Source organism: Streptomyces griseus, assembly GCF_001715295.1.
Lineage (GTDB): Bacteria > Actinomycetota > Actinomycetes > Streptomycetales > Streptomycetaceae > Streptomyces > Streptomyces griseus_G.
The window spans coordinates 1,160,645-1,183,373 of record NZ_MDKB01000003.1; the positions used below are offsets into that span (position 1 = coordinate 1,160,645).

The 22,729-nt window shown below is 70.3% G+C and carries 16 protein-coding genes; 1 reads left to right on the forward strand and 15 read right to left on the reverse strand.

The window, feature by feature from the left end:
- Positions 1–23: 23 nt before the first annotated feature.
- The 13 genes from BA175_RS21285 to BA175_RS21345 all read right to left on the reverse strand — a co-directional run bounded on the left by BA175_RS21285 (position 24) and on the right by BA175_RS21345 (position 18,143).
- Positions 24–2,375 carry a hypothetical protein gene (locus BA175_RS21285; protein WP_069173012.1) on the reverse strand — a complete coding sequence of 784 codons (2,352 nt, stop codon included), beginning with the start codon at positions 2,373–2,375 and terminating at the stop codon, positions 24–26.
- A gap of 19 nt (positions 2,376–2,394) precedes the next feature.
- Positions 2,395–2,832 carry a hypothetical protein gene (locus BA175_RS21290; protein ID WP_069173013.1) on the reverse strand — a complete coding sequence of 146 codons (438 nt, stop codon included), beginning with the start codon at positions 2,830–2,832 and terminating at the stop codon, positions 2,395–2,397.
- 305 nt (positions 2,833–3,137) lie between these two features.
- Positions 3,138–4,538, reverse strand: a complete 1,401-nt coding sequence (gene mycP / locus BA175_RS21295) for a type VII secretion-associated serine protease mycosin (protein WP_069173014.1) — start codon at positions 4,536–4,538, stop codon at positions 3,138–3,140.
- A gap of 1,543 nt (positions 4,539–6,081) precedes the next feature.
- Complete coding sequence (locus BA175_RS21300) at positions 6,082–6,594, reverse strand: hypothetical protein (protein WP_254667928.1); 513 nt, start codon at positions 6,592–6,594, stop codon at positions 6,082–6,084.
- A gap of 103 nt (positions 6,595–6,697) precedes the next feature.
- Positions 6,698–9,037 (reverse strand): xanthine dehydrogenase family protein molybdopterin-binding subunit, encoded by a 2,340-nt coding sequence (locus BA175_RS21305; protein WP_069173015.1) that lies wholly within the window; start codon positions 9,035–9,037, stop codon positions 6,698–6,700.
- Between the two features lie 76 nt (positions 9,038–9,113).
- On the reverse strand, positions 9,114–11,000 hold the full coding sequence (locus BA175_RS21310) for a 2Fe-2S iron-sulfur cluster-binding protein (protein ID WP_069173016.1): 1,887 nt from the start codon (positions 10,998–11,000) through the stop codon (positions 9,114–9,116).
- Complete coding sequence (locus BA175_RS21315; RefSeq protein WP_069173017.1) at positions 10,997–11,893, reverse strand: FAD binding domain-containing protein; 897 nt, start codon at positions 11,891–11,893, stop codon at positions 10,997–10,999. Before BA175_RS21315 ends, BA175_RS21310 begins: the two co-directional genes overlap by 4 nt.
- Before the next feature lie 312 nt (positions 11,894–12,205).
- Positions 12,206–13,837 carry a beta-N-acetylhexosaminidase gene (locus tag BA175_RS21320; protein ID WP_069173018.1) on the reverse strand — a complete coding sequence of 544 codons (1,632 nt, stop codon included), beginning with the start codon at positions 13,835–13,837 and terminating at the stop codon, positions 12,206–12,208.
- Between the two features lies 1 nt (position 13,838).
- On the reverse strand, positions 13,839–14,690 hold the full coding sequence (locus BA175_RS21325) for a carbohydrate ABC transporter permease (protein WP_069173019.1): 852 nt from the start codon (positions 14,688–14,690) through the stop codon (positions 13,839–13,841).
- Positions 14,687–15,658: a carbohydrate ABC transporter permease gene (locus tag BA175_RS21330; RefSeq protein ID WP_069173020.1), complete on the reverse strand. Its 972-nt coding sequence runs from the start codon at positions 15,656–15,658 to the stop codon at positions 14,687–14,689. Before BA175_RS21330 ends, BA175_RS21325 begins: the two co-directional genes overlap by 4 nt.
- A gap of 2 nt (positions 15,659–15,660) precedes the next feature.
- Positions 15,661–16,965, reverse strand: coding sequence for an extracellular solute-binding protein (locus BA175_RS21335; RefSeq protein ID WP_069173021.1), 1,305 nt, complete (start codon positions 16,963–16,965; stop codon positions 15,661–15,663).
- Positions 16,966–17,252: 287 nt separating this feature from the next.
- Positions 17,253–17,552 (reverse strand): DUF3039 domain-containing protein, encoded by a 300-nt coding sequence (locus tag BA175_RS21340; RefSeq protein ID WP_014155978.1) that lies wholly within the window; start codon positions 17,550–17,552, stop codon positions 17,253–17,255.
- A gap of 30 nt (positions 17,553–17,582) precedes the next feature.
- Entirely contained in the window at positions 17,583–18,143 is a 561-nt protein-coding gene (locus BA175_RS21345; RefSeq protein ID WP_069173022.1) for a YqgE/AlgH family protein, read from the reverse strand.
- Between the two features lie 298 nt (positions 18,144–18,441).
- Here BA175_RS21345 and murA point away from each other — a divergent pair, with 298 nt between their 5' ends.
- Positions 18,442–19,782, forward strand: coding sequence for a UDP-N-acetylglucosamine 1-carboxyvinyltransferase (gene murA / locus BA175_RS21350; RefSeq protein WP_069173023.1), 1,341 nt, complete (start codon positions 18,442–18,444; stop codon positions 19,780–19,782).
- 337 nt (positions 19,783–20,119) lie between these two features.
- Here murA and BA175_RS21355 read toward each other — a convergent pair whose 3' ends face one another.
- Entirely contained in the window at positions 20,120–20,401 is a 282-nt protein-coding gene (locus tag BA175_RS21355; protein WP_003968811.1) for an HU family DNA-binding protein, read from the reverse strand.
- 604 nt (positions 20,402–21,005) lie between these two features.
- On the reverse strand, positions 21,006–22,439 hold the full coding sequence (locus BA175_RS21360; RefSeq protein ID WP_069173024.1) for an NAD-dependent malic enzyme: 1,434 nt from the start codon (positions 22,437–22,439) through the stop codon (positions 21,006–21,008).
- Positions 22,440–22,729 lie beyond the last annotated feature (290 nt).

Below are 22,729 nucleotides of genomic sequence, written 5' to 3' on the forward strand. Positions count from 1 at the left end.
TGTGTCATCGGCCGTCCCCGGCCTCAGCCGGTTTCCGGATCGTTGCCCTGCTGGTTCTCACGCTGGTTGCCCGTCGTGTAGCCGACCCTCATGGATTCCTTCAGGTCCTGCCCGAAATCGCTGTCCGATGTCACGCCGTTCTGCCGCATGAACTCCTCCATAGGCGATTCGGCCATGCTTTCACCCGCGGAATAGACCTTGGTCTTCTCCTCACGGGTGAGTTCTTCCACCTTCTCCTTGTGCTCGTCCACCGAGTTGTCGGAGATGTCGCCGACCACTTGTCCGATGACCTGTTCCAGAGCGCCGCTGGCGGTGTCCGTCGCCAGCGGGATGAGTACCGCCGCCGTGCCCACAGCCGCCGTCGCGGGCAGGAAGGCGACGCCTGCCGCCACCCCTGCCGCGGCCCCGAACTCGATCCAACCCGACCGCTTGGCCACTGCCTTCTCGTAGTCCTCGTGGGTCTTGAGGTTCGTCGCCTCGACCTGGTCGGCCCGGGACTGGTCGAGCATGCCCTGGACCTCGGCGCCGACGTGGACGGTGTTCCTGGCCGCTCCGGTGTCGATCTTCCCGTCGGGTCCCACCTGGCCTTCGAGCACGCTTCGGGTGTAGACCTGCTCCGCCGTCGAGACCGTCGCGTACGCATCCGGGTGCTGACCGAGGGTGCTGAGGAAGCCCCGGGCGACGCTCCGCCCGTTCTTGTCCTGGGTGTCGGCGAAGTCCAGGTGACCTTCCGGATTCTTTCCCGGCGCGAACGGGCTGTTCGATTCGTTCTTGTCCAGGGCCCAGTTGATGTCGTCGATGTAGCCGGCACCCATGGTGCCGAGGCTGTCCGCCATGGCCTCCTGCTTCTTGAGGAGCCCCGCGTCCGCCCCGTACTTCTCCATGACCTGCTGCATCACCGCGGCGTTGTCGGCGTCGCGCACCACACCCGCGTCGGGGTGGCCGACCGGATAGCCGAGGGTCGCCGCCTCCAGGGCGTGCCCGAGGGCGTCCGGCATGTAGTCGAGCGACGCCTTGAGTTCCTTCTCGTCGAGCGAGTCGACATCGCCCCAGTTCTCCCACTTCTCGTCCCCGAAGAAGTCCAGGTAGTTCTCGACCTTCTGGCCGTCCTTGTCCTTGCCGAGGTCTGCCTTCACACCCGTGTTGACCGTGCCGTCCTCGTTGTACGCGGTCGGCGGGTCGGCGAAGAAGTGCTTCGCGGCGTCCGGGCTGTTGCCGAGGGCTTCCAGCATGGAGACGGTCGGGTCGTAGCCGGAGCCGTTGACGCCCGAGGGGTTGAACGGGTTCTTGAACGAGCTGTTCACCATCTTGTTGTCGGCGAACATGTACGGGTCCTTCTGGTGCAGCTGCGCCACATGCTCGGCGATGGGGTTCAGGAACTTCGCGTCGTAGTTCCCGTACCGCATGATTCCGCCGAGCAGCTGGTAGCCGTAGGGCCCGCCGGTATCGTACTTGGCCAGCGGAATCCGTTCCGTGCCGAGCTTGCGCAGCTCCGGGCCCCACTCGGCGGCGAACGCCTTGTCGTGCGACGCGGTGGCCAGGTTGAGGCCCAGGTTCTTCTGAAGCTCCTGGACGTCCTTCAGACGTTCCTTGTCGAGCTTGCCGTAGTCGTACGTATCCGTGGAAAGCTGGCCGAAGAACGCCAGCGACTTCTCCGGGCCGAGCTTCTCGTAGAAGTTCTTCGCGAACTCCGGTGACTTGCCGTTGTCCTTCAACAGCTCGTTGAGATCCTGGAGTTCGGTGTGCGAGATGTCGCGGCCCTTGGCGGCCAGGGCAGCGGCCCGGGCGGCCTCCTCCTGGTCCATCTTCGTGTACTTCGGCGCGCTGAAGTCCTTGCCCTCGGTGACGTTGGCCTCGAGGGAGTTCCTGAAGGAGACGTCCGTGTCGCCGCAGGTCTCCACGATCTGGTCGATCTTCTTCTGCCAGGCCGCGATGTTCTCCCGTTGCTGGCGCGCGATCTCCGGGTAGTCGGGGTCGTGCGCACGCTGAGCCGCAGGGATGTCCTCCACCGGGTGCAGCGCGGTGACCTTGCCCTTGGCGTCCACGTGGATACCGGCTGCCGGACCCTCGTGGTCCCGGATGTCGATCAGGTCGTCCTTGGCCTTCTTGATGGCCGTGTGGGCTTCCTCGAGGATCTGCTGGACGCCCTTGGCCTCGGCGGCGGCGTCCTTGAACTCCTTGGCCGTCTTGCCGATGAAGCCCCTGGTGACGCCCGCGTTGGCGCCCTCCCACTCGGCCTTGTCCGCCTTGACCTTCATGCCGTCGTCGGCGTCGTCGGCGAGCTGGTCCAAGCTCTTCGCCATGGTCGCCCAGTCGTCGGCCGCCGTCTTCAGCTTGGCCATCGGGGCGTCGACTATGTCCTCGTACGTCAGCATTCCTGTGCTCCCCCGGAAACTACTTCAGGTACTCGTTGAGCTTGGAGACGGATATCAGATCGCCACCGATCTGCACGTCGTCCTTGGCGTGCGCCGCCTTGCTGTAATCCAGGTGATTCGAGATCTGTGCGCAGGCGTCGAGCAGGGTCTTCATGTGCGTGTTCCAGCGATCGTGCACCTTGAGCAGTGCGGAACCGCTGGAGAAGTTGCCGTTCGTCAGCGCGATGGCCGCGTCGAAGGTGGAGGGCCGGGCATGGTCCCCGTCCTTCGACAGCCGGGTGCGCAGCGCGTAGGCGTCATGCCCGATGGCCCCCAGGTTGTCCTGGTTGACGGCGAGGTCGGCGTTCACCGGCCCGGTACCGCCGCCACCGCCCTCCGCCGGGATGCTGTTGAGCCGCATATCGACCCGTTGGGTCGATTCCGCCCGAAGAGCCGCCCATTCTGCGTCGAACGTCACGAATTCCCCCGTACTCGTTCCCGGATACCGCCGAAGCCATCGACTCCGCTTTCAATGACACCCACGCTAGCCGTTCGGTTTCCACCTGTGGACCGCGGGAGCCGCCCACTTTCCGACACCATTCGGATAAACAGGGGGATTCCCGGATACCCTCCCCGTCGACGTCCGTGGTGACCCGTTCCCCCGGGGAGACCGAGTGGGGGCTGCGTCTTCGGCGGCACCGCCCCCGTCACCGTGCGCTCCGCGCCGACCCGCACACCCGAGGACGCGGGTTCACCGCGTCCCGCACACCCGAGGACGCGGGTTCACCCGGCGGAGCCGCCCTGGTGGGGCGGGCCATCGAAGGGCGGAGTAGCCCCGGGGCCGGTGGAGGGACCCGTGGCCGGCGGAGCGTACGGCGGGTACGGGGGCTGTGGCTGCTGCGTCGCGTAGGGAGGCTGATACGGGGGAGCCGCCGGGGCAGCCTCGTTCCGGCGACGAGAGCGAACCACCGCGAACGCCGCCGCGGCCCCGGCGAGCACTGCCGCGCCGATGCCCAGCCCGATCCAGAGGCCGGCGCCGCTGCTCCCGTCGTCAGCGGCCGCGGACGACGAGGCGCCCGGCTGCGCGCTCTCGCCCGACGCCTCCGCTCCACCGGCGGCCTTGGACGGCCCGGCGGACGGCGACGGCGATGCGGCCTCGGCTGCGGCAAGGTCGGGGAGCGGGTACACGTCAGCCGGGCCGGGGTCACCCGGGGTCTTGAGCGCGATACGGGGACGGACGATGCCGTAACCGATGTAGTCGGTGCGCTCCTCACCGTTGATGGCGCCACCAGCGGTGTTGAGCAGCACACGCAGGACTTGGTTGTTTGTCCAGTCCGGATACTTGGACCAGATCAGGGCAGCGGAGGCCGAGGCGACGGCCGAGGCGTCGCTGGTACCGCTCGTTGTGCAGAGTCCCGTTTTCCCGCCGCAAGCATGAACCATGTCCACTCCAGGAGCGGAAAGATCGACCTGAGCTCCGTATTGGGAGGATTCGGCCTTCTTCAGATTCCTATCGACTGCCCCTACGCCCACGACGCCGGGCGTCCCAGCCGGGAATTCCACGGCGTTTCCAGCGTCACCAGTGTTCCCAACAGCGGCAAACACCAGAGAACCTTTTTTGAGAGCGTACCTGACAGCCTCGGACAGCCTCTCCGAACCGGAACTTTTCCCTTGGGAAATGTTGATCACCTTGGCGCCGTGATCTACAGCGAAACGAATACCGGCCGATACGTCGTCATTAAAGTTCTTACTTCCTGTAGCCCCATTCACCTTACCCGTGTCATTCCGCAACCGGATCGGAAGGATTTTAGCCCCCGGAGCAAGACCGAAAGCGCCGTCACCCCCACCGGACTCACCTGTTCCCGCGATGATTCCGGCCATGCCGGTCCCATGGCCGGAATAGTCAACGCTCTCGTCACCGGGAGACTCCGGCGCTAGGTCCTCTCCGCTGCGTACCTGGCCGAGCAAATCCGGATTCGACGCGTCCACGCCGGAGTCGATAACCGCAACGGTGACCCCTGCCCCCGTGCTGAGCGTCCACATGCCTTCGGCCTGCATCACGTCCAGGTGCCACTGGTCAGAACGCACCGAATCGGCGTGCGTCGGCACCTGACCCACCAACAGCATCCCCAGGACAGCGCAAGCAACGGTGCCACTGCGGGCGAACGTCATGCTGATACTCATTGGTTTCCTTTGCCCGGTGCAGCGTGGTCAGTCGATGACTGGCGGGACGATACGCCGACTGCCCTGCTGCCAGGTCTCCTCGTCCTCGACAAGGTAATCCGGTCGCTCACCGTTCTCATCACGGGGAGGCCTGCCGGACCTGGGCGAGCCAAGCGCCGCAGCACGCCCGGCCGAAGCGCTGCCACGGGTGCCCTCGCTCGGCCCGGAACCACGGACAAGTCCCGTCCCTCCTGGCGTGAAAGGCCGAGCACCTGCTCGTCCCTGCGGCTGGGGGCGACTCCCGACCACGCCGCCGGTCTCACCGCTCAAACGACGACCCCCGACGATGCCGTTCTGACCTCCACCGCCACCGCCCATACCTGGGCCGTGCCCCATGGACGCACGGCCGCCATGGGTTCCTTCGTTCCCAATGACATTCCCACGGGGGAGCCCTCCAGTGGGCCGGCCCGTGTTCTGTGCGATCGGACGGCCCCCGGTGATCCCCTCACGAGGGGGTCGTACGGCCTGACCAGGCGGTTGTCCTCCCCCGGAAAGAGGCATGTTCGGACGCGCGATACCTACTTGTTTGGGGCCACCGAGAGAGGGCGTCAGTGCCCGGTTCGCTCCCACTCCGGGGGGCATGCCTCCCACTACCGGAGGAAGGGTGCCGTCGCCCCTCGGCACGACTGGCGCACCTTGCGGATTGGCTGCGGGAATCGACGGGGACTCCGGAAGTGTGGCGACACCGTCAATTTCCATGTCCACCGGTCGCGCTACCACACTGCTCACATTCGAGGGAATGCTCGCTGGCTCAAGCGGCGTGTGCGTACCGCTGCTGGACTGTCTTGCCCCATTCGCCGAGGAACTGTATGCCGCGTAACTGCCGCCCTCTCCCGAGGCACCTCCTCGGGTGTATTCCTGCTCGGAAGAGTCCCTGGCGTCAGCCCTCTCCGGCACGATCGCCCCCGGAGGCGGCGGGAACACCGGCCTCTCCAGGCCGTCCATCTTCTGGGCCGAGAACGAGTACGTCTGAGCCAGTCTTCGCATCTGGGCCGCCGCCTCATGGCGGTTGGCCTCCTGAGTCGCGATCAGCGTCTCGGCCGACTTCCTCGCGACCACCGACGCGTCCGGATCGTTCCTCGCAATGCGCGCAGCTTCGAGATTCGCCTGGGCATCCCCGTGTGTGCGAGGGATCGATGCCTGAGCGGTAGCGATCGCATTCGACGCCTCCGCCAGCCACTTGGACACGCCCGCACTGAAGTCGCCCAGCCGGAGCGTCGCATTGGCCAGATCCGCGCTCCACGTCTGGAACGCGTTCGCCCCTTCGCCCTTCCACTCAACCCGCTGCGGACGGTCCCTCAGCTCCGTAGCGACCTTCCTGATCTCTGCGGCAGCACTCGACAGACGATCCGACGCGCCCTTGACCGCACCGCTGTTGGCCTTGTCCAGCCACGCCAGCATGGCCTCGTGGCTCATGCTCTCGAACGGTGTGCCCTGCCCGGATTCCCTGACATCCATCCCTACCCCCGTCTATCCCCGCGTCATACCGATGATCGTCGTCGCCTCAGGCCGAACCGGTACTCGCCCCCGGCGCCGGCTTCGCCGGCTTGTCCGCCCCAGGCGCGTCAGCACTCTCCTTCGCGCCCTGCGACGGGTCGTACTCACCGCCGTAGTGCTCCTGCGCGTTGTCCGCGATGGCGAGCATGCGCTGCCGGATATCGAGGTCCAGGTTCTCGTACCCCTTGTGGGAAGCGAGCACCGCAATGCTCATTCCCTCGATGGACTCCGAAAGCAACTTGGAGAGCGTCTCCAGCTCGGTGACCACTTTCTGGTACGAGAGAAAGAGATTGGCCGCTTCCGCCCACTGCATCTCACCGCCACCGAACTGGGGCCGCGACAGCGGGTCCTCGCCCAGCTTGGCCGGGCCGGCCGGTGACGTCTTCAGGTCGCGCAGGATCTCGTCGATGTGGTTACGGAACGCTGTGAACGACGACAGTTCCGTCGCGAGTTCCGCAGTCGTGGCGCCCATGGTCGCGAACGACGCCGCCACCCCAAGTCCGGCCTCACTCGGCAGCACAGCACCCTCCCCGTATCCGGCTGGCTACAACGTCTGGCATCACTGTAGTCAGCACCGGTGACACACCGCATCCCCGGCTTGCACGTGCAACGCGGACCACACGTCAGGGCCTGGGGGTTGCCACCGCCGCCTGCGGGCGGATCGGGAGGCGGTTGACCGGGCGGCCCGTCGCCGCGCGGACCGCTGCGGCCACCGCTGCCGGGGACGTGACCACGGGTACCGCCGAGGCGGCCTTGGCGCCGAAGGGGGCGACCACGTCGCGTTCCTCGACCAGTTTGACGATGCGGATGTCCGGAGCGTCCAGGGCCGTCGGGAGTGCGTACCCCGTGAGGTCGGGGTGGCGGATCAGGCCGCGGGCCGTGCGGAGGTTCTCCGTGAGGGCGGCACCGATGCCCTGGGTGACGCCCGCTTCGATACGGGTCGCCAGCTGGGACGGGTTGAGGACCCGGCCGACGTCCTGGGCGACCGCCATGTCGACCACCCGCACCGAGCCGATCTCGATGTCCACGTCGACCACCGCGCGGATCGCGCAGAACGCCAGGCCCACGAAGGCGTCTCCCTGGCCCGATTCGTCCAGGGGTTCGGTCGGGTGGGGGCGGCACTGGGCGGTGGCCCAGAGTTCCTTGCCGTCCATGGCCTCCATGACCGTCGTGGAGAGCACCCCGTCGTACGACGTGATCTTGCCGTCGGCGATCTGGAGGAGCTCGGTGGACATGCCGAACTTGTGGGCCAGCGGCTGAAGAAGCTGGGTGCGGACCATCTTGGCGGCGCGTTCGACGGCGCCGCCGGAGACCCAGGTGTGGCGGCCGTGCGTCGCCGGGCCCGCGGGAGGCTGGTCGGTGTCCACCGCCGCGACGTGGACCTCCTCGATGCCCAGGGTCTCCTGGACGATCTGGCGGGCGAGCGTGGTGAACCCCTGACCGGTCTCGACGGCCGCGCAGATGACCGTGGCGACGCCGTCGTGGACCCGGACCGTGGCCGTGGAGACCTCGTCCGCGCCCTCGGCGCCGAGCATGTGGACCATGCCGAGCGCGTAACCGACGCCTCGGCGTACCGCTCCGGGCTCACCCGCGCCCTCCGGGCCACCCGGCAGCAGCCAGTCGTCCTCCGGGGCGTCCTTCGGGAGGGCGGGCAGCGGGACGTCGCGTACGGCCTGGAGGAGTTCCGCCACCGGGGCCGGGCAGGTCACCGTCTGACTGGTGGGGAGGATGTCGCCCGTGGACAGGGCGTTACGGAGGCGGAGTTCGGCCGGATCGAGGCCGAGCTTCGCCGCCAGCTTGTCCATCTGGCCCTCGTAGGCGGCGCAGACCTGCATCGCGCCCTCTCCGCGGACGTGGCCGGAGGGGGGGTTGTTCGTACGGACCACCCAGCCCTCGATGAAGGCGTGCGGGACCACGTAGGGGCCGCAGGCGAAGGCCACGGCGGCGGCGAGGGACTCGGAGGACGCGTCGGCGTACGCGCCCGCGTCGAGGAGGATCTGGGCCTCGACCTTGACCAGCCGGCCCTCGGTGTCCGCGTGGTGGCGGTAGCGCAGCAGGGTCGGGTGGCGGTGTGCGTGGCCGAGGAAGGACTCCTCCCGCGTGGCGGCCAGCTTCACCGGGCAGCCGGTGCGCAGGGCGAGCAGGCCGAGCGGGATCTGGAAGCCGGGGTCCTCCCGGTCGCCGGTGGCCCCGGGGACACCGGTCACGACGACCTTGACGCGCTCGGCGTCCAGCCCGAAGCAGGCGGCCGCGAGGTCCCGGTCGGTGTGCGGGTCCGTGGAGGCCGTGTACAGCTCGACGCCGCCGTCCGGGCGGGGCACGGCGAGGCCGGCCTCGGCGCCGATGGGGGCGGGGTCCTGACGGCCGATGCGGTACAGGCCCTCCACGATGACCTCGCCCACGGCCTCGGGGTCGCCGTAGCGCAGCGGGATGTGGCGGATGAGGTTGCCGTCGGGGTGCAGCGGCTCGGCGGCGAAGGCCTTCTCCGGATCGGTGACCGGTTCGAGCACCTCGTACTCCACCGCGATCGCCGCGGCGGCCAGCCGTGCGGTGTCGGGGTGGTCGGCGGCGACGGCGGCGATCGCCTCGCCGTGATGACGGACGAGGTCGGAGGCGAAGACGGGGCGGTCGACGACACTCCTGCCGTACATGCTGTCGCCGGGGATGTCCTGGTGCGTGACGACCGCGCGGACGCCGGGCATCGCGGCGGCGGCCGACGGGTCGATCGAGAGGATGCGCGCGTGCGCGTGCGGGGAGCGGAGCACCGCGGCCCACAGCAGCCCCTCGGCCCAGAGGTCGGCCGCGTACGGGAACGTGCCCTCGGTCTTGGCGCGGGCGTCGGTCTGGGGGAGGGAAGCGCCCAGGCCGCGCGAGGGCGGCTCGACGTCGGGGCCCGGGCCCGTGCCCTCGGGCCGCGGTGACGTACGGGTGGTGCTGGTCGCGGTGGCTGCGTCGCTGGTCACGCCGCCTCCTTGTCGTTCGCCCCGCTGCGGCAGCGGCTGGTGGTGGGAGTGACCGGTGAAGCGGGAGACGCGGTGTTCACCGGGCGTCTCCCTCGTGCGGGTGGATCTGGACGCCGCCCGCTCCGGGGGCCGCCTGGTGCGGGATGCGCGGCTCCTCGTCGGCCGTGGCGGCCGCCTCCGCGGTCGCCTCCCGGCCCGCGACGACCTCACGTACGGCGTCGAGTACGCCCCGGTAGCCGGAGCAGCGGCAGAGGTTGCCGCACAGGGCCTGGCGCGTCTCCAGTTCGGTGGGGGCGTGGTTGCCCTCCAGCAGGTCGTGGACGGTCATCGCCATCCCGGGGATGCAGAAGCCGCACTGCACGGCACCGCACCCGGCGAGGGCCCGCTGGACGTCCGACGGTTCCCCGTCCACCGCCAGGCCCTCGACCGTGCGGACCTCGCTGCCCGCCGTGGTGGCCGCGGGGACGAGGCAGGAGGCGACGAGGCGGCCGTCGACCTGGACGTTGCACGCCCCGCACTCGCCCTGCGAGCAGCCGTCCTTGGCCCCGGCGAGGCCCAGGCGCTCGCGGAGGACGTAGAGCAGCGACTCGCCGATCCAGGCATCGCTGACGGGGCGGTCCACGCCGTTCACGTGCAGGACGTACGAAGCCGCCGGGTGCTCGCTCGGACCGTCCATGGGGACGGGGGCCGGGGCGTGCCCGGGTTCCGGCTCCGCGGCGGGGGCCCGACCGGACGCCGCGTCCGTCGCGCCTGTCGCGTCCGTCGGGTCTATTGCGTCCGCTGCGGCTGTTGCGTCCGTTACGTCGACGGCGGGGTCGGCGGAAGCGGTGGCGTGCTCCGCGTCCGGGCCGTCCTCCCCGGGGAGGGCGGCGTCAGCGGCGTCCGCGAAGGGATCGGTGCCCGCGGGGAGCGTCTCTGCGTCCCCGGGCGGCTCGGGGGCCTCCGGTGGCTCCGGGGTTTCCTCGGAGCCGTCGGCCCCTTCCTGCTCGGCGTGCGTGGCGTGCTCGGCGTACGTGGCGTACCCGGCGTGTTCCGCGTACTCGGCGTCGGCGTGCGCAGCGGCGTCCTGAGCGCCCCGGACATCGCTCTGCTCCGGGCTCTCCGGGGCGTCCGGAGCGTGCCCCGGGGTGCCGTCGTGCGCCTCTCCGGGGGCTTCGCCGGCGGCGGGAACGCCGCCGACGGGTACCCCGGCCGCGGGGACGCCGCCCACCGGGGCCCCGGCCGTCTGCGGGTCCTCCGGCTCCGGCGGGCTCGCGGGTCCGGGGACGGAAGCCGCCGACGGAGCGTCCGGCGTGGCGGCCGGCTCCGGGGCGGCGGCCGGTTCCGTGTCCGGCATCGGCTCAGGGGTGGCCCACGGGGCCGGTGCGCCGCCCGGCAGCGTGGCCGGGGGCGTGTCCGCGTACCACTGCGACGCCATCGCCGAGGCCGCGTACTCGCCGGACTCCTCCGGGAGCTCGCCGTCCGCGACCGGGATCGTCCACTGCCCGGTGTGCCCGAGGGGTTCGGGTACGGGTTCGGGAGCCGGGGCAGGTGCCTCGGCCTCGGGGAAGTGCCACTGGGCGGTCGTGGACGACGTCTGCCCGTACTGCGAGGTGTCCGGTCGGTACTGCTGGTACGTCTCGTGCGCGCTGTTCGGGTCGGGCCAGTGCACCGCCTCCGGTGCGCCCTCCGGGCCCGCGGCCTGGCCGGCCCGCTCCTGCTGGCTCTGCGTCTGCACGACCCAGCTGCCGGTCGCCGCCGGGTCCAGGCCTGCCGCCGGAGTCAGCGGCAGGATCATCGGCGGGACGTAGCCGTGGCCCGGGGCGGCCAGCGGGTCACCGCCGAGGTTCGCCAGGTCCTCCGGGGGCAGGTGGACGAAGGCGGTGGCCTCGGCGTCGTACTCGCCGCCCTGCGGGGTCGGCCGCCAGCCGCCGTACGGATCGGGCTGCCCGTGCTGCTGCCCGGGGTTCTCCTCATTGCTCACGACAGTGCCCTCCCCAGCGCGCGTCGGGCGAGCGCGGCGACCGTGCGCCGCAGGTGCAGTACGGCGGGAGACAGTGGTGGTGCTTCTCCCCCGTCGTCAGGTGGTGCCTGGTCGGGGATGCAGGCCGCCGCGACGTACTCGCCGAAGGCGGCCAGCGCGTCGGGGGCCAGGCCGCGTTCGCCGTCCCAGTCGATCAAGGAGGCGATCCAGTGCTCGGCCTCCAGGGGCCGCAGCGGCATGGGGGCGATCGCGCCGACGGCGCAGCGTACGCCGCGGCGTGCCGGGTCCAGGACGATGGCGACGGAGGCGGTGGCGCGCCCGGGGCCGGTGCGGCCGGTGGCCTTGAGGAAGACCTGCGGCGCGTGCAGCAGCGGCACGCGGACGAAGCCGATGAGCTCGGCGGGTTCGAGCATCTCGCGACCGGCCAGCAGGTGCGAGACGGGGATCTCACGCCGGGCACCCCCGGGGCCCGCGATGACCAGCTCGGCCTCCAGGGCCGCCAGCACCGGCAGGGCGTCGCCGGTCGGCGCCGCGGTGGCGATGTTGCCGCCGAGCGTCCCGGCGTTACGGATCTGGGGTGGGCCGGCCGCGCGTGCGGAGGCGGCCAGCGCGGGGATGAGGGCGGCGAAGTCGGGCCGCCCCATGCGCGCGTGGGTGAGGCCGGCTCCGAGGAGCGCGTGGCCGTCCTGGTAGTGCCAGCCGCGCAGTTCGCTGATCCGGCTCAGGCCGACCAGCCCGGAGGGCCGCAGGAGGCCCTTGTTGACGGCCGCCATGAGGTCGGTGCCCCCCGCCACAGGAACGGCGGCAGGCATGGCGCCGAGAGCTGCCACGGCCTCGTCGAGCGAGGACGGGAGCGTCACCGACTGCATCGCCTGCGGTGCGTGCGTGGTCAACCCAGCTGCCCCTTCCCGGTGTCCCGGTAGTCCCGCCTGTCCGCCGTACGGTACGTGCTCACGGCCGGGACGTGGCAACTCTGGCACATCTTGCGGGCGGACCGACGCGAGGGTCCACGAAGGGCACATCCGTCCCTGGGCGGGGGGTACATCACGTTTCGCACACCTTCGCACGGTGTGCGTATTGTGATCATTCTGCGCGTTCGCACGACTTGTTCGTTTCGCGTGTCCCCCGGGGCGAGGGGTGGCCGACGCGGACCGAACGCGCCCGGGCGCCGGGCCCCGTGGGCGGGCACGGGGCCCGGAGGCTCCTCAGACGTGCGGAGGCGGTCCCTCGATCGGGCGACCCAGGACGCCCGGCCGCCGTTGCCACGGCAGCGGGCCGCCCGGCGGCCGGTAGCCGACACCCAGGGCGTCGAGCCGGGCGTAGTGCGCGGCCATGCGGCGCTCGAACGCGGCGAAGTCCCGTTCTGCGGGCGCCGGAAGGGGGGACCAGGCGACCTCGGCGAAGGCCGCGAGCCGCGGGAAGACCTGGTAGTCCACCCGGGCCCTGTTCTGCATGACCTCGGTCCAGACGTTGGCCTGGGTGCCGAGGATGTGGGCGGCCGCCTCCTCGGAGAGGCCCGGGGGAACGGGTTCGAAGCGGTAGACGTCCTCCAGGGTGCGTACGTACCCGATGGGCATCGGTTCGTCCGGGCCGCCGTCCTGACGGTGGTCCAGATAGACCTGCTGTTCGGGGCACATGACGACGTCGTGTCCGGCCTCGGCGGCGGCGATGCCGCCCGCGTAGCCGCGCCACGAGGACACCGCGGCCCCCTCGGCGAGACCGCCTTCGAGGATCTCGTCCCAGCCGATGAGCCTGCGGCCCCGGGCGGTGAGCCAGCCGTCGAAGTGCCGGATGAACCAGGACTGCAGTTCGTCCTCGCCGGTGAGGCCGAGTCCGGCCATCCGGGCCTGCGCGGCCGGCGACTGCTTCCACTGGTCCTTGAGGCATTCGTCGCCACCGATATGGATGAACGGCGAGGTGTCGGCGGGGAAGAGATCCAGGATCTCCTCGAAGACGCCTTCGAAGAACCGGAGGGTGTTGTCGGTGGGGGCGAGTACGTTCGGATTGACACCCCAGGTGTCCCAGACCGAAAGCGCGGAGGTATCGATGACGTCGGTGTTGCCGAGTTCCGGATATGCGCTGATCGCCGCCTGCGAGTGGCCCGGGATGTCGATCTCGGGGACGACCCGGATATGCCGCTCGGCGGCGTACGCGACGATTTCGCGGATGTCGTCCTGGGTGTAGTAACCGCCGTGCGGGGTCTCGTCCCAGAGATCGGAGGCGCGGTGCCCGTATCGGGTGCGCGCACGCCAGGCACCGGTCTCCGTGAGGCGGGGATGGCGCTTGATCTCGATACGCCAGCCCTGGTCGTCGGTGAGGTGGAAGTGGAAGACGTTGAGTTTGTGGGCCGCCATCAGGTCGAGGTAGCGCAGGACGTCGTCCGTGGGCATGAAGTGGCGTGCCACGTCGAGCATCAGACCGCGCCAGCCGAAGCGCGGGCCGTCCTCGATGTCCAGGAGGGGGACGGCACGCGGGCCGGCGGGGCCCACGGGCGCGCGGCGGAACGCCTCGGGGCCGAGGAGCTGACGGAGCGTCTGGGCTCCCCAGAAGACGCCGGCGGCGCTCCCTCCGGAGATCTCGACACCTCCCCCGGGCGTGACGGTCAGACGGTAACCCTCGGGCTCCCTCGCGGGGTCGATCCGCAGGTCGACGGTGTTGCCGGTGCCCTCTCCCCCCGGGACGAGCGGGAGGCCGAAGGCGGCCCCGAGAGTGGTGCGCAGCCAGCGCCCGGTGGATTCGGTACCGGCCCGCGCCGTGAGGGTGGTGGCCCCGTCCAGGAGGAACGCGCTCCGGTCCGTGGTCTCGGCGCGTACGGGCGCCGGAATCAGCTGGTGCATGTCAGTCCTTTACCGCTCCGCCGAGTCCCGAGACCAGACGGCGCTGTACGAGTACGAAGAAGACGAGCACGGGAACGGTCATCACCGTCGAGGCGGCCATGATCCCTCCCCAGTCGTTCTCGTCGGGTTTGAAGAACACCAGGAGGGCCATGGGAAGCGTCGACTGGGACGTGTCGCTGATGAGGAACGACTTGGCGAAGAGGAAGTCGTTCCAGGTCGAGATGAAGGAGAACACGCTGGTCGCCACGAGGCCCGGGAAGACGAGCGGGAAGAGGATCTGCCACAGGAAGCGGGTGCGGCTCGCCCCGTCGATGTAGGCGGCCTCCTCCAGTGCCTCGGGTACGGCCTTGACGAATCCGCGCAGCATCCAGATCGCGAACGGCAGCGAGAAGGCGAGGTGGGGCAGGATCAGCGAGCCCAGGCTGTTCAGCTGCCCGAAATCCCGCATGAGGAAGAACAGCGGGATGGTGAGCGCCTCGACCGGCACCATCTGCGCCACGAGAAACATGATCAGCAGTGTGGTGCGGAATCTGAAGCGGAATCGGGTGACGGCCGTGGCCGCGAGGAAGGCGATCAGCGCGGAGGCGAGGACGACTGTCCCGGCGACGAGCAGGCTGTTGAGGAAGTAGCGGCCGAAATCCTGTTGTTCGAAGACCCGGCGGAAGGAGTCGAGGGACGGGGACAGCGTCCAGGGGCGGGCGTGCGTGGATTGGATCTCGCCCGCCGGCTTGAGCGCGGAGAGCACCATCCAGTAGAGCGGGAAGGCGACCGCGGCGGCGATGAGGAAGGCCGCGGCCTCCGCCGCCAGCCGTCCGGGCCGCCGGATGCGCGGGCGGGTCGTCGGCGTGCTCACAGTTCCTCCCCCTGGCGCCTCACCAGGCGCAGGTAGACCAGCGTCACGGCCAGCAGGATCACCAGCATCACGACGCCGATCGCCGATCCGAGGCTGTACTGCGAGGACGCGAACGCCTTCTGGTACGCGTACACGTTGAGCACCAGGTTCTGGCCGGCGATGCCGCCGCCGTTGGTCATGACGTAGATCTGGGTGAAGACCTTGAAGTCCCAGATGATCGACTGGATGGTGACGACGATCAGGATCGGCCGCAGCATCGGGGCCATGACCGACCGCCAGATCCGCCACTGCGAGGCACCGTCCAGCGAGGCGGCCTCCAGCACCTCGGTGGGGATCGCGCGGATGCCCGCGTACACGGTCACCATCACGAACGGGAACGAGCACCACAGCACTTCGAGGAGGACCAGGGCGAAGGCACTGTAGCGCCCGTACGTCCAGGAGAAGTCCCCGAGGCCCAGCACCTTGTTGACCGGCCCGAAGTCCGGGTCGAAGAGGAAGACCCAGACGGTCGACCCGGTGATCGCCGGGGTCGCCCACGCCCCGAGCGCGGCCATCATGAGGGCGAGCCGGGGCAGGGCCCGGATCCGGGTGAGCAGGACGGCAAGGGCGCAGCCGACGGACAGGGTGGCGAGCACGCAGGCCGCGGCGAACAGCACGGTCGCGAGGAGCACCTGCCAGAACTGGCTGTCGCGGAAGAGGGTCGCGTAGTTGCCGAACCCCTGGAAGGTGGTGGGTTCACCGCCGCTGACCTGGGCCTGGGTGTACTCCAGGAAGGAGATCAGGCCGAGCTGGTAGATCGGGTAGACCAGGAGCCCGCCGAGCAGCACGAGGGCGGGCAGCAGGTAGAGCCAGGGTGTCCAGCCGGAGCGCCGTACGGGTGAGGCCGGCCGGCGCCGGGGCGGGCGGGCCTGCGTGCCGCCGCCCGCCCCGGACACCGGGGCCTTGCGCACTGTCGTGTTCGCGGTCATCGTCAGCCCGCGTCGGCGAACGCCGCGTCCATCTTCTTCGCCGCGTCGTCCGAGGCGGCTGCCACGTCCTTACGGCCGCTGACGATCTCCTGGAACATCGTGGGCAGGACCAGTGAGGCGTCGATCTGACCCCAGGCCGGGGACGCCGGGACGAACTTGGCGCCCGCGCCGAGCGTGTCGACGAACGGCCCGACGAAGGGCTCCTTCTCGGCGACCGCGGCCCGTACGTCCGTGTAGGTGGGCAGGAAGCCCATGGCGTCGAACATCTCGGCCTGCGTCTTCTTGCCGGTCAGCGACTTCATGAGGTCGACCGCGAGGGTGCGGTGCGAACTGCTCCTGAGGACGCCGATGTTGTTGCCTCCTGCGAACGCCGGCGCGATGGAACCCTTCTCGACGCCGGGCAGCGGCACGACCGCGTACTTGCCCTTCACGGCACCCGCCTCGACGGCCGCGTGGCTGAAGTCACCACCGATCGCCATGGCCGCCTTGCCGGCTGCGAAGGCGGTGACGGTCGCGTTGCCGCCCATGGCCGCGCACTTGGCGGCGGGGCAGTTGTCGTCGCCGAAGAGGGAGGTGTAGGCCTCGATGCCCGCGCGGGCCTTCTCGCTGTTGATGGCCGACTCGTAGGTCACCCCGGTCTCGTCGGCCAGTTCGCCGCCGTGCGCCCAGATGAAGGGCATCGCGCCGTAGGTGTACGCGCCGCCGACCGCGAGCCCGTACAGCCCGGGCTTCTCCTTGTGGATCTTCTTGGCGGTGGAGATCAGTTCGGCCTGGGACGTGGGCGGCCGGATGCCGAGGTCCTCGAAGACGTCGGTGCGGTAGTAGAGCGCGCGTACGCCGACGAAGAGGGGCGCCCCGTACACCTGGCCGCCGACCGTCACGGACTGCTTGGCGGCGGGGTCGATGTCCTTGGCCTCGTCCCAGGCGGCGAACTCCTTGCCGACGTCGGCGAGTCCGCCGTCCTTCACGTAGCCGGCCGTGTCGGTGTTGCCGTACTCGACGAGGTCGGGGGCGCTCTTGGGGTCGTTGAAGGCGGCCTTGATGCGCTGGGCCCGGGTGTCGACCGGTATGTACTCGACCTCGACCTCCACGCCCTTGTGGGACTTCTCGAAGCCGGCGACCGCGGCGTCGACGACCTTCTCCTTGGGCTTGTTGCCGACCTCCTGGAAGAGCCAGACGCGGAGCGTCCCACTCTTCTCGTCCGCCGCGGAGCCGGTGTCGGAGGTCTGCGGCGCGCAGGCGGTGGCGGTGAGGCCGGCCAGCACAAGAGCCGCCACCGGGGCGGCAATTCGGGCAGAAAGCTTCATCCGGAACCCCTACCGGTCAGTCGTTGCATTCTGTGCAACGCACGTTTCGTTCTGCACAACTGGCAGGAGAGTAAGCGCGCGCCCGCACCCCGACAAGTGGTCTCAACCACTCTGTGACCACCCGGAGCAGCCCGTGCAACGCCCGGCCGCCCGGATCGGGCCGCACGCCACGCGCCCTCGGTCCGCATGCCCGGAGCGTGGGACGCCCCCGGGCATGCGAAGACCCCCGGGGCGCGCATCGCTGCGCGTCCCGGGGGTCACGGACCGGACGGTGCCACCAGGGGCGGCTACTTCTTGCCGCTGTCCTTGCCGCCCTTGCCCTTGTCCTTGTCGCCTCCGGCGCCCATGGACTCGTAGATCTCCTTGCACATGGGACAGACCGGGTACTTCTTGGGGTCGCGCCCCGGGACCCAGACCTTGCCGCACAGTGCCACCACGGGAGTGCCCTCGAGGGCACTCGCCATGATCTTGTCCTTCTGGACGTAATGGGCGTAGCGCTCGTGGTCGCCGTCGCCGTTCGACACCTGTGGCGTCGGCTCTACGAGGGTGCCCGTCCCTGCCCCGCGCTCGGGCTCAAGAGTGCTCATAACTGCCAAGCGTACTGAAAGCTCCGGTCATCAGTTCAGCGAAGGGTCGTCCGGATACGTCGCGATCATCGCCAGTTCGCTGCGCTGGCGCCGCAGAACGGCCCGCCAGAGGTTCTCCGGGCGCGGCGACGACACATCGCCGGGTTCCGACTCGACGACGTACCAGGCGCCGTCCTTGAGCTCCGTCTCCAGCTGCCCCGGCCCCCAGCCCGCGTAACCGGCGAAGATCCGCAGGGAGCCGAGCGCCGCGGCCAGCAGCTCCGGAGGTGCGTCCAAGTCCACCAGGCCGATCGCCCCGTGCACCCTGCGCCACCCCGGAGGGCCCTCGCCCCCGGGGATGACCGCGACACCCAGGGCCGCGTCGAGCGAGACCGGACCGCCCTGGAAGACCACGTCGGGTTCGCCGGTCAGAGCGGCCCAGGACGCGAGGATGTCACCGACGCCCACCGGGGTCGGCCGGTTCAGGACGACGCCGAGCGAGCCCTCCTCGTCATGGTCGAGGAGCAGCACCACGGCACGGTCGAAGTTCGGATCCGACAGGGCGGGTGTGGCCACGAGCAGCCGCCCTGTGAGCGAGGACACCTCGGTCATGGCAGAGATGATCCCGCATGTCCGCCCTCCGCGGGAACCGGGCCGGCCCACCGGGTCACGGCCGGCGCCCGCACGCAGCTCAGGACCCCCGTGCGGCCGTTCGGGCGCACGGATTGCGCGAGGAGGGGTGTGCCGGCGCCGGCCGTGCGGACGGTGACCCTCCGCAAGAGGGCCGGAGCAGAGCGTGTCGTGGCGGATCCATGACGTCCGTACACCCCCCGTGACTTACGGCAAGGGGGCGGGGGCCCATTACCCTCTTCGAAGGCCCCCTGCCCGACCACTTCGGAACGCGAGATACATGACTGGCACAGACGATGTCCTGCTTGTCCACGGCGGCACCCCGCTGGAGGGCGAGATCCGCGTCCGAGGCGCCAAGAACCTGGTGCCGAAGGCGATGGTCGCCGCGCTGCTCGGCAGCGGGCCGAGCCGGCTCCGCAACGTGCCCGACATCCGCGATGTGCGGGTGGTGCGGGGACTGCTGCAGCTGCACGGCGTGACCGTCCGCCCCGGGGACGAGCCGGGTGAACTCATCCTCGACCCGTCGCACGTCGAGAGCGCGAACGTCGCCGACATCGACGCGCACGCGGGTTCGTCGCGCATCCCGATCCTCTTCTGCGGCCCTCTGCTGCACCGCCTGGGCCACGCCTTCATCCCGGGGCTGGGCGGCTGCGACATCGGCGGCCGGCCGATCGACTTCCACTTCGAGGTGCTGCGCCAGTTCGGCGCGGTCATCGAGAAGCGGGCCGACGGCCAGTACCTCGAGGCCCCGCAGCGCCTGCGCGGTACGAAGATCAGGCTGCCGTACCCCTCGGTCGGCTCCACCGAGCAGGTGCTGCTGACCGCCGTCCTCGCCGAGGGCGTCACCGAGCTGTCCAACGCGGCCGTCGAGCCGGAGATCGAGGACCTCATCTGCGTACTGCAGAAGATGGGCGCGATCATCTCGATGGACACCGACCGGACCATCCGCATCACCGGCGTCGACCAGCTCGACGGGTACACGCACCGGGCGATCCCGGACCGGCTGGAGGCCGCCTCCTGGGCGTCCGCAGCGCTGGCGACCGAGGGCAACATCTACGTGCGCGGCGCCCAGCAGCGCTCCATGATGACCTTCCTCAACACCTACCGGCGGGTCGGCGGTGCCTTCGAGATCGACGACGAGGGCATCCGCTTCTGGCACCCGGGCGGCGCGCTGAACGCCATCGCCCTGGAGACGGACGTCCACCCCGGGTTCCAGACCGACTGGCAGCAGCCGCTCGTGGTGGCCCTGACGCAGGCCGCGGGCCTCTCCATCGTCCACGAGACGGTGTACGAGTCCCGGCTCGGCTTCACCTCGGCGCTCAACCAGATGGGCGCCCACATCCAGCTCTACCGCGAGTGCCTCGGGGGCTCCGACTGCCGCTTCGGCCAGCGGAACTTCCTGCACTCCGCGGTCGTGTCCGGGCCCACGAAGCTCCAGGGCGCCGACCTGGTCATCCCGGACCTCCGGGGCGGGTTCTCGTACCTGATCGCCGCGCTGGCGGCCCAGGGCACCTCCCGGGTGCACGGCATCGACCTGATCAACCGGGGCTACGAGAACTTCATGGACAAACTGGAGAAGCTCGGCGCCAAGGTCGAGCTTCCCGGCGGATCACTCGTCTGACCCCGCGCCGGACACGCTCCGGCGTACGCACGGTGCTGCCGCACACAGCATTGCGCGCCCCCGCACCGGCCCGCTGCCCCGGCCCCGCCCATGGGACCGGGGCAGCGGGCTGTCCGGCGGCTCTCCCGCCCGGGAGACGGCCGTGCGCGGCTCCGGGACCTCAGAGGCGCCCGCGGGCCCGCAGCACCGCCCGCACAGCGGCCGGTACTGCTCCCCGGCGGCCGTCGCTCCCCCTCGCACGGCCCCGGCCGCTGTGCGGCCCCTTGCGGCCGCCCCCGGGTACGCCGAAGGGCGGCCGTCCGGTGAGGACGGCCGCCCTTACTGATGCCTGGGGGCCTTACTTGCCCTTGGCGGCTTCCTTGAGCTTCGAGCCCGCGGAGACCTTCACGCTGTAGCCGGCCGGGATGTTGATCGGGTCGCCGGTCTGCGGGTTACGAGCGGTGCGAGCGGCACGGTGGGTGCGCTCGAAGGTCAGGAAGCCGGGGATGGTGACCTTCTCGTCGCCCTTGGCGACGATCTCGCCGACGGTCTCGGCGAGGGCGGCCAGAACGGCGTCGGCGTCCTTGCGGGTCACCTCGGCACGGTCGGCCAGGGCGGCCACCAGCTCACTGCGGTTCATGTTGTTACTCCCGTGTTCTTCTTGCCTGTGAGGCGTGAGATCGAAGCCGATGCTGCCAGGGCCCTCTGACAGTCCCCGGACCCGGGTCTGATGTCAGACCCTCGCGCCCGAATACGCATCCTGCCCCCACCTGCGGCGCTAACGCCAATCCGGAACCCCCGGACGTCCCACGAAAAGCGCCACCGAGTGCCCATGGTGACGTTCCGTCGACTCCTTGGAGCGGTCCGCAGCGGATGCCGGGCCTGTGGGGCTCGCTGCCCGCCCACCCTAAAGGGGCGTTTGGGACGCCGCGACCCGCGACGCGCCGTACGGAACCCGGACGTGAGGCAGGACACCGGCCCGGAAGGCCGTGACCGGCCGCTGCGCGGGCGTGCCACGGCCGGCCGCGCCCCGGGCGGAGCGGCCCACTGCGCCGCTCGCGGACCGTCGCGGGGAGCCGCGCACCGAAACGCCCGCCTGCGGCGCGGCGGGCCTCAGAGGCCCGTCCGCGCCCGCCGGGGACGTGCGCGGACGCCGGCCACCCCCGGACGGACGTCAGGCCGCGTGACGGACGTCGGACCGCGCGTCAGGCCGCGTGACGGACGTCAAGTGCGGGTGACGGACGTCAGGCCGGGTCGGGGGCCGCCTCGGCCACTCCGGCCGCCTTGGCGGCCTCGCGGACCGCTCCGGCGACCGCTCCGGCGACCTTGTCGTTGAAGACCGACGGGATGATGTAGTTCGCGTTGACCTCGTCCTCGGCGACGACACCGGCGAGGGCACGCGCGGCGGCGAGCATCATCTCCGTGTTGACGGTGCGGGACTGGGCGTCCAGCAGGCCGCGGAAGACGCCGGGGAAGACCAGCACGTTGTTGATCTGGTTCGGGAAGTCGGAACGGCCCGTGGCCACGACGGCCGCCGTCTCCCTGGCGATCGCCGGGTCCACCTCGGGGTCCGGATTCGCGAGCGCGAACACGATCGCGCCCTCGGCCATCGCGGCGACGTCGTCGCCGTTCAGGACGTTGGGGGCGGAGACACCGATGAAGACGTCGGCGCCGACGACGGCCTCCTTGAGGGTGCCGGTGACGCCCTCCGGGTTGGTGTTGTCGGCGATCCAGCGCAGCGGCGAGTCGGGGTCGGCGGAGACGAGGTCCTCGCGGCCCGCGTGCACCACACCGTGGATGTCGGCGACCACCGCGTGCTTGACGCCCGCGGCGATGAGGAGCTTCAGGATGGCCGTACCGGCCGCGCCGGCACCGGACATGACGACCCGCACGTCACCGACGGACTTGCCGACCACGCGCAGCGCGTTGGTCAGCGCGGCCAGGACCACGATCGCCGTACCGTGCTGGTCGTCGTGGAAGACGGGGATGTCCAGGGCCTCGCGCAGCCGCGCCTCGATCTCGAAGCAGCGGGGGGCCGAGATGTCCTCGAGGTTGATACCGGCGAACCCGGGGGCGATCGCCTTGACGATCTCGACGATGGCGTCGGTGTCCTGCGTGTCCAGGCAGAGCGGCCAGGCGTCGATGCCGGCGAAGCGCTTGAACAGGGCCGCCTTGCCCTCCATGACGGGGAGGGCGGCCTTGGGGCCGATGTTGCCGAGGCCGAGCACCGCGGACCCGTCCGTGACCACGGCCACGGAGTTGCGCTTGATGGTGAGCCGGCGGGCGTCCTCCGGGTTCTCGGCGATCGCCATGCAGACCCGGGCCACACCCGGGGTGTAGATCATCGAGAGGTCGTCACGGTTGCGGATGGGGTGCTTGGACGCCATCTCGATCTTGCCGCCGAGGTGCATCAGGAAGGTACGGTCGGAGACCTTGCCGAGGACGACGCCCTCGATCCCGCGCAGTCCCTCGACGATCTCGTCCGCGTGCGAGGTGGACGAGGCCGCGATGGTGACGTCGATCCGCAGCTTCTCGTGGCCGGAAGCGGTGACGTCGAGGCCGGTGACCGAGCCGCCGGAGGACTCCACGGCCGTGGTGAGCTGGGAGACCGCTGTGCCGCTCGCGGGCACCTCCAGCCTGACCGTCATCGAGTACGAGACGCTGGGCGCCGTTGCCATGGCCAGTCCTTCGCTTTCCTGAGCTTCATTGCCTGCGCGCAGTGGGACTCACCCGTACGCGCGTTCCGAATCGTCGCACCTACCCGCCGGTAGCCGGTAATGGCTGCCGTTTTTCGGAAAGTTTCTTCCACCATACGAGAAGGGGCCCTTCCGGGGAACCCCGTCCACAGGTGTCCCCCCACGCAACAGACCCGCGCCACCCTCGGGTGACGCGGGTCTGTCTTCCTCACTCAGGTAGCACCGGCCCGCCATGCTCGCCTCGCGGCAAGTGGTCGCTCGTAGCGACGAAG

What these genes read in the sequence shown, in the direction of transcription:
- BA175_RS21320 (WP_069173018.1), bottom strand. Translation starts at nt 13,837, where the DNA reads ATGCACCAGCTGATTCCGGCGCCCGTACGCGCCGAGACCACGGACCGG.
- BA175_RS21360 (WP_069173024.1), bottom strand. Translation starts at nt 22,439, where the DNA reads ATGGCAACGGCGCCCAGCGTCTCGTACTCGATGACGGTCAGGCTGGAG.
- BA175_RS21345 (WP_069173022.1), bottom strand. Translation starts at nt 18,143, where the DNA reads ATGACCGAGGTGTCCTCGCTCACAGGGCGGCTGCTCGTGGCCACACCC.
- BA175_RS21340 (WP_014155978.1), bottom strand. Translation starts at nt 17,552, where the DNA reads ATGAGCACTCTTGAGCCCGAGCGCGGGGCAGGGACGGGCACCCTCGTA.
- BA175_RS21335 (WP_069173021.1), bottom strand. Translation starts at nt 16,965, where the DNA reads ATGAAGCTTTCTGCCCGAATTGCCGCCCCGGTGGCGGCTCTTGTGCTG.
- BA175_RS21355 (WP_003968811.1), bottom strand. Translation starts at nt 20,401, where the DNA reads ATGAACCGCAGTGAGCTGGTGGCCGCCCTGGCCGACCGTGCCGAGGTG.
- mycP (WP_069173014.1), bottom strand. Translation starts at nt 4,538, where the DNA reads ATGAGTATCAGCATGACGTTCGCCCGCAGTGGCACCGTTGCTTGCGCT.
- murA (WP_069173023.1), top strand. Translation starts at nt 18,442, where the DNA reads ATGACTGGCACAGACGATGTCCTGCTTGTCCACGGCGGCACCCCGCTG.
- BA175_RS21285 (WP_069173012.1), bottom strand. Translation starts at nt 2,375, where the DNA reads ATGCTGACGTACGAGGACATAGTCGACGCCCCGATGGCCAAGCTGAAG.
- BA175_RS21330 (WP_069173020.1), bottom strand. Translation starts at nt 15,658, where the DNA reads ATGACCGCGAACACGACAGTGCGCAAGGCCCCGGTGTCCGGGGCGGGC.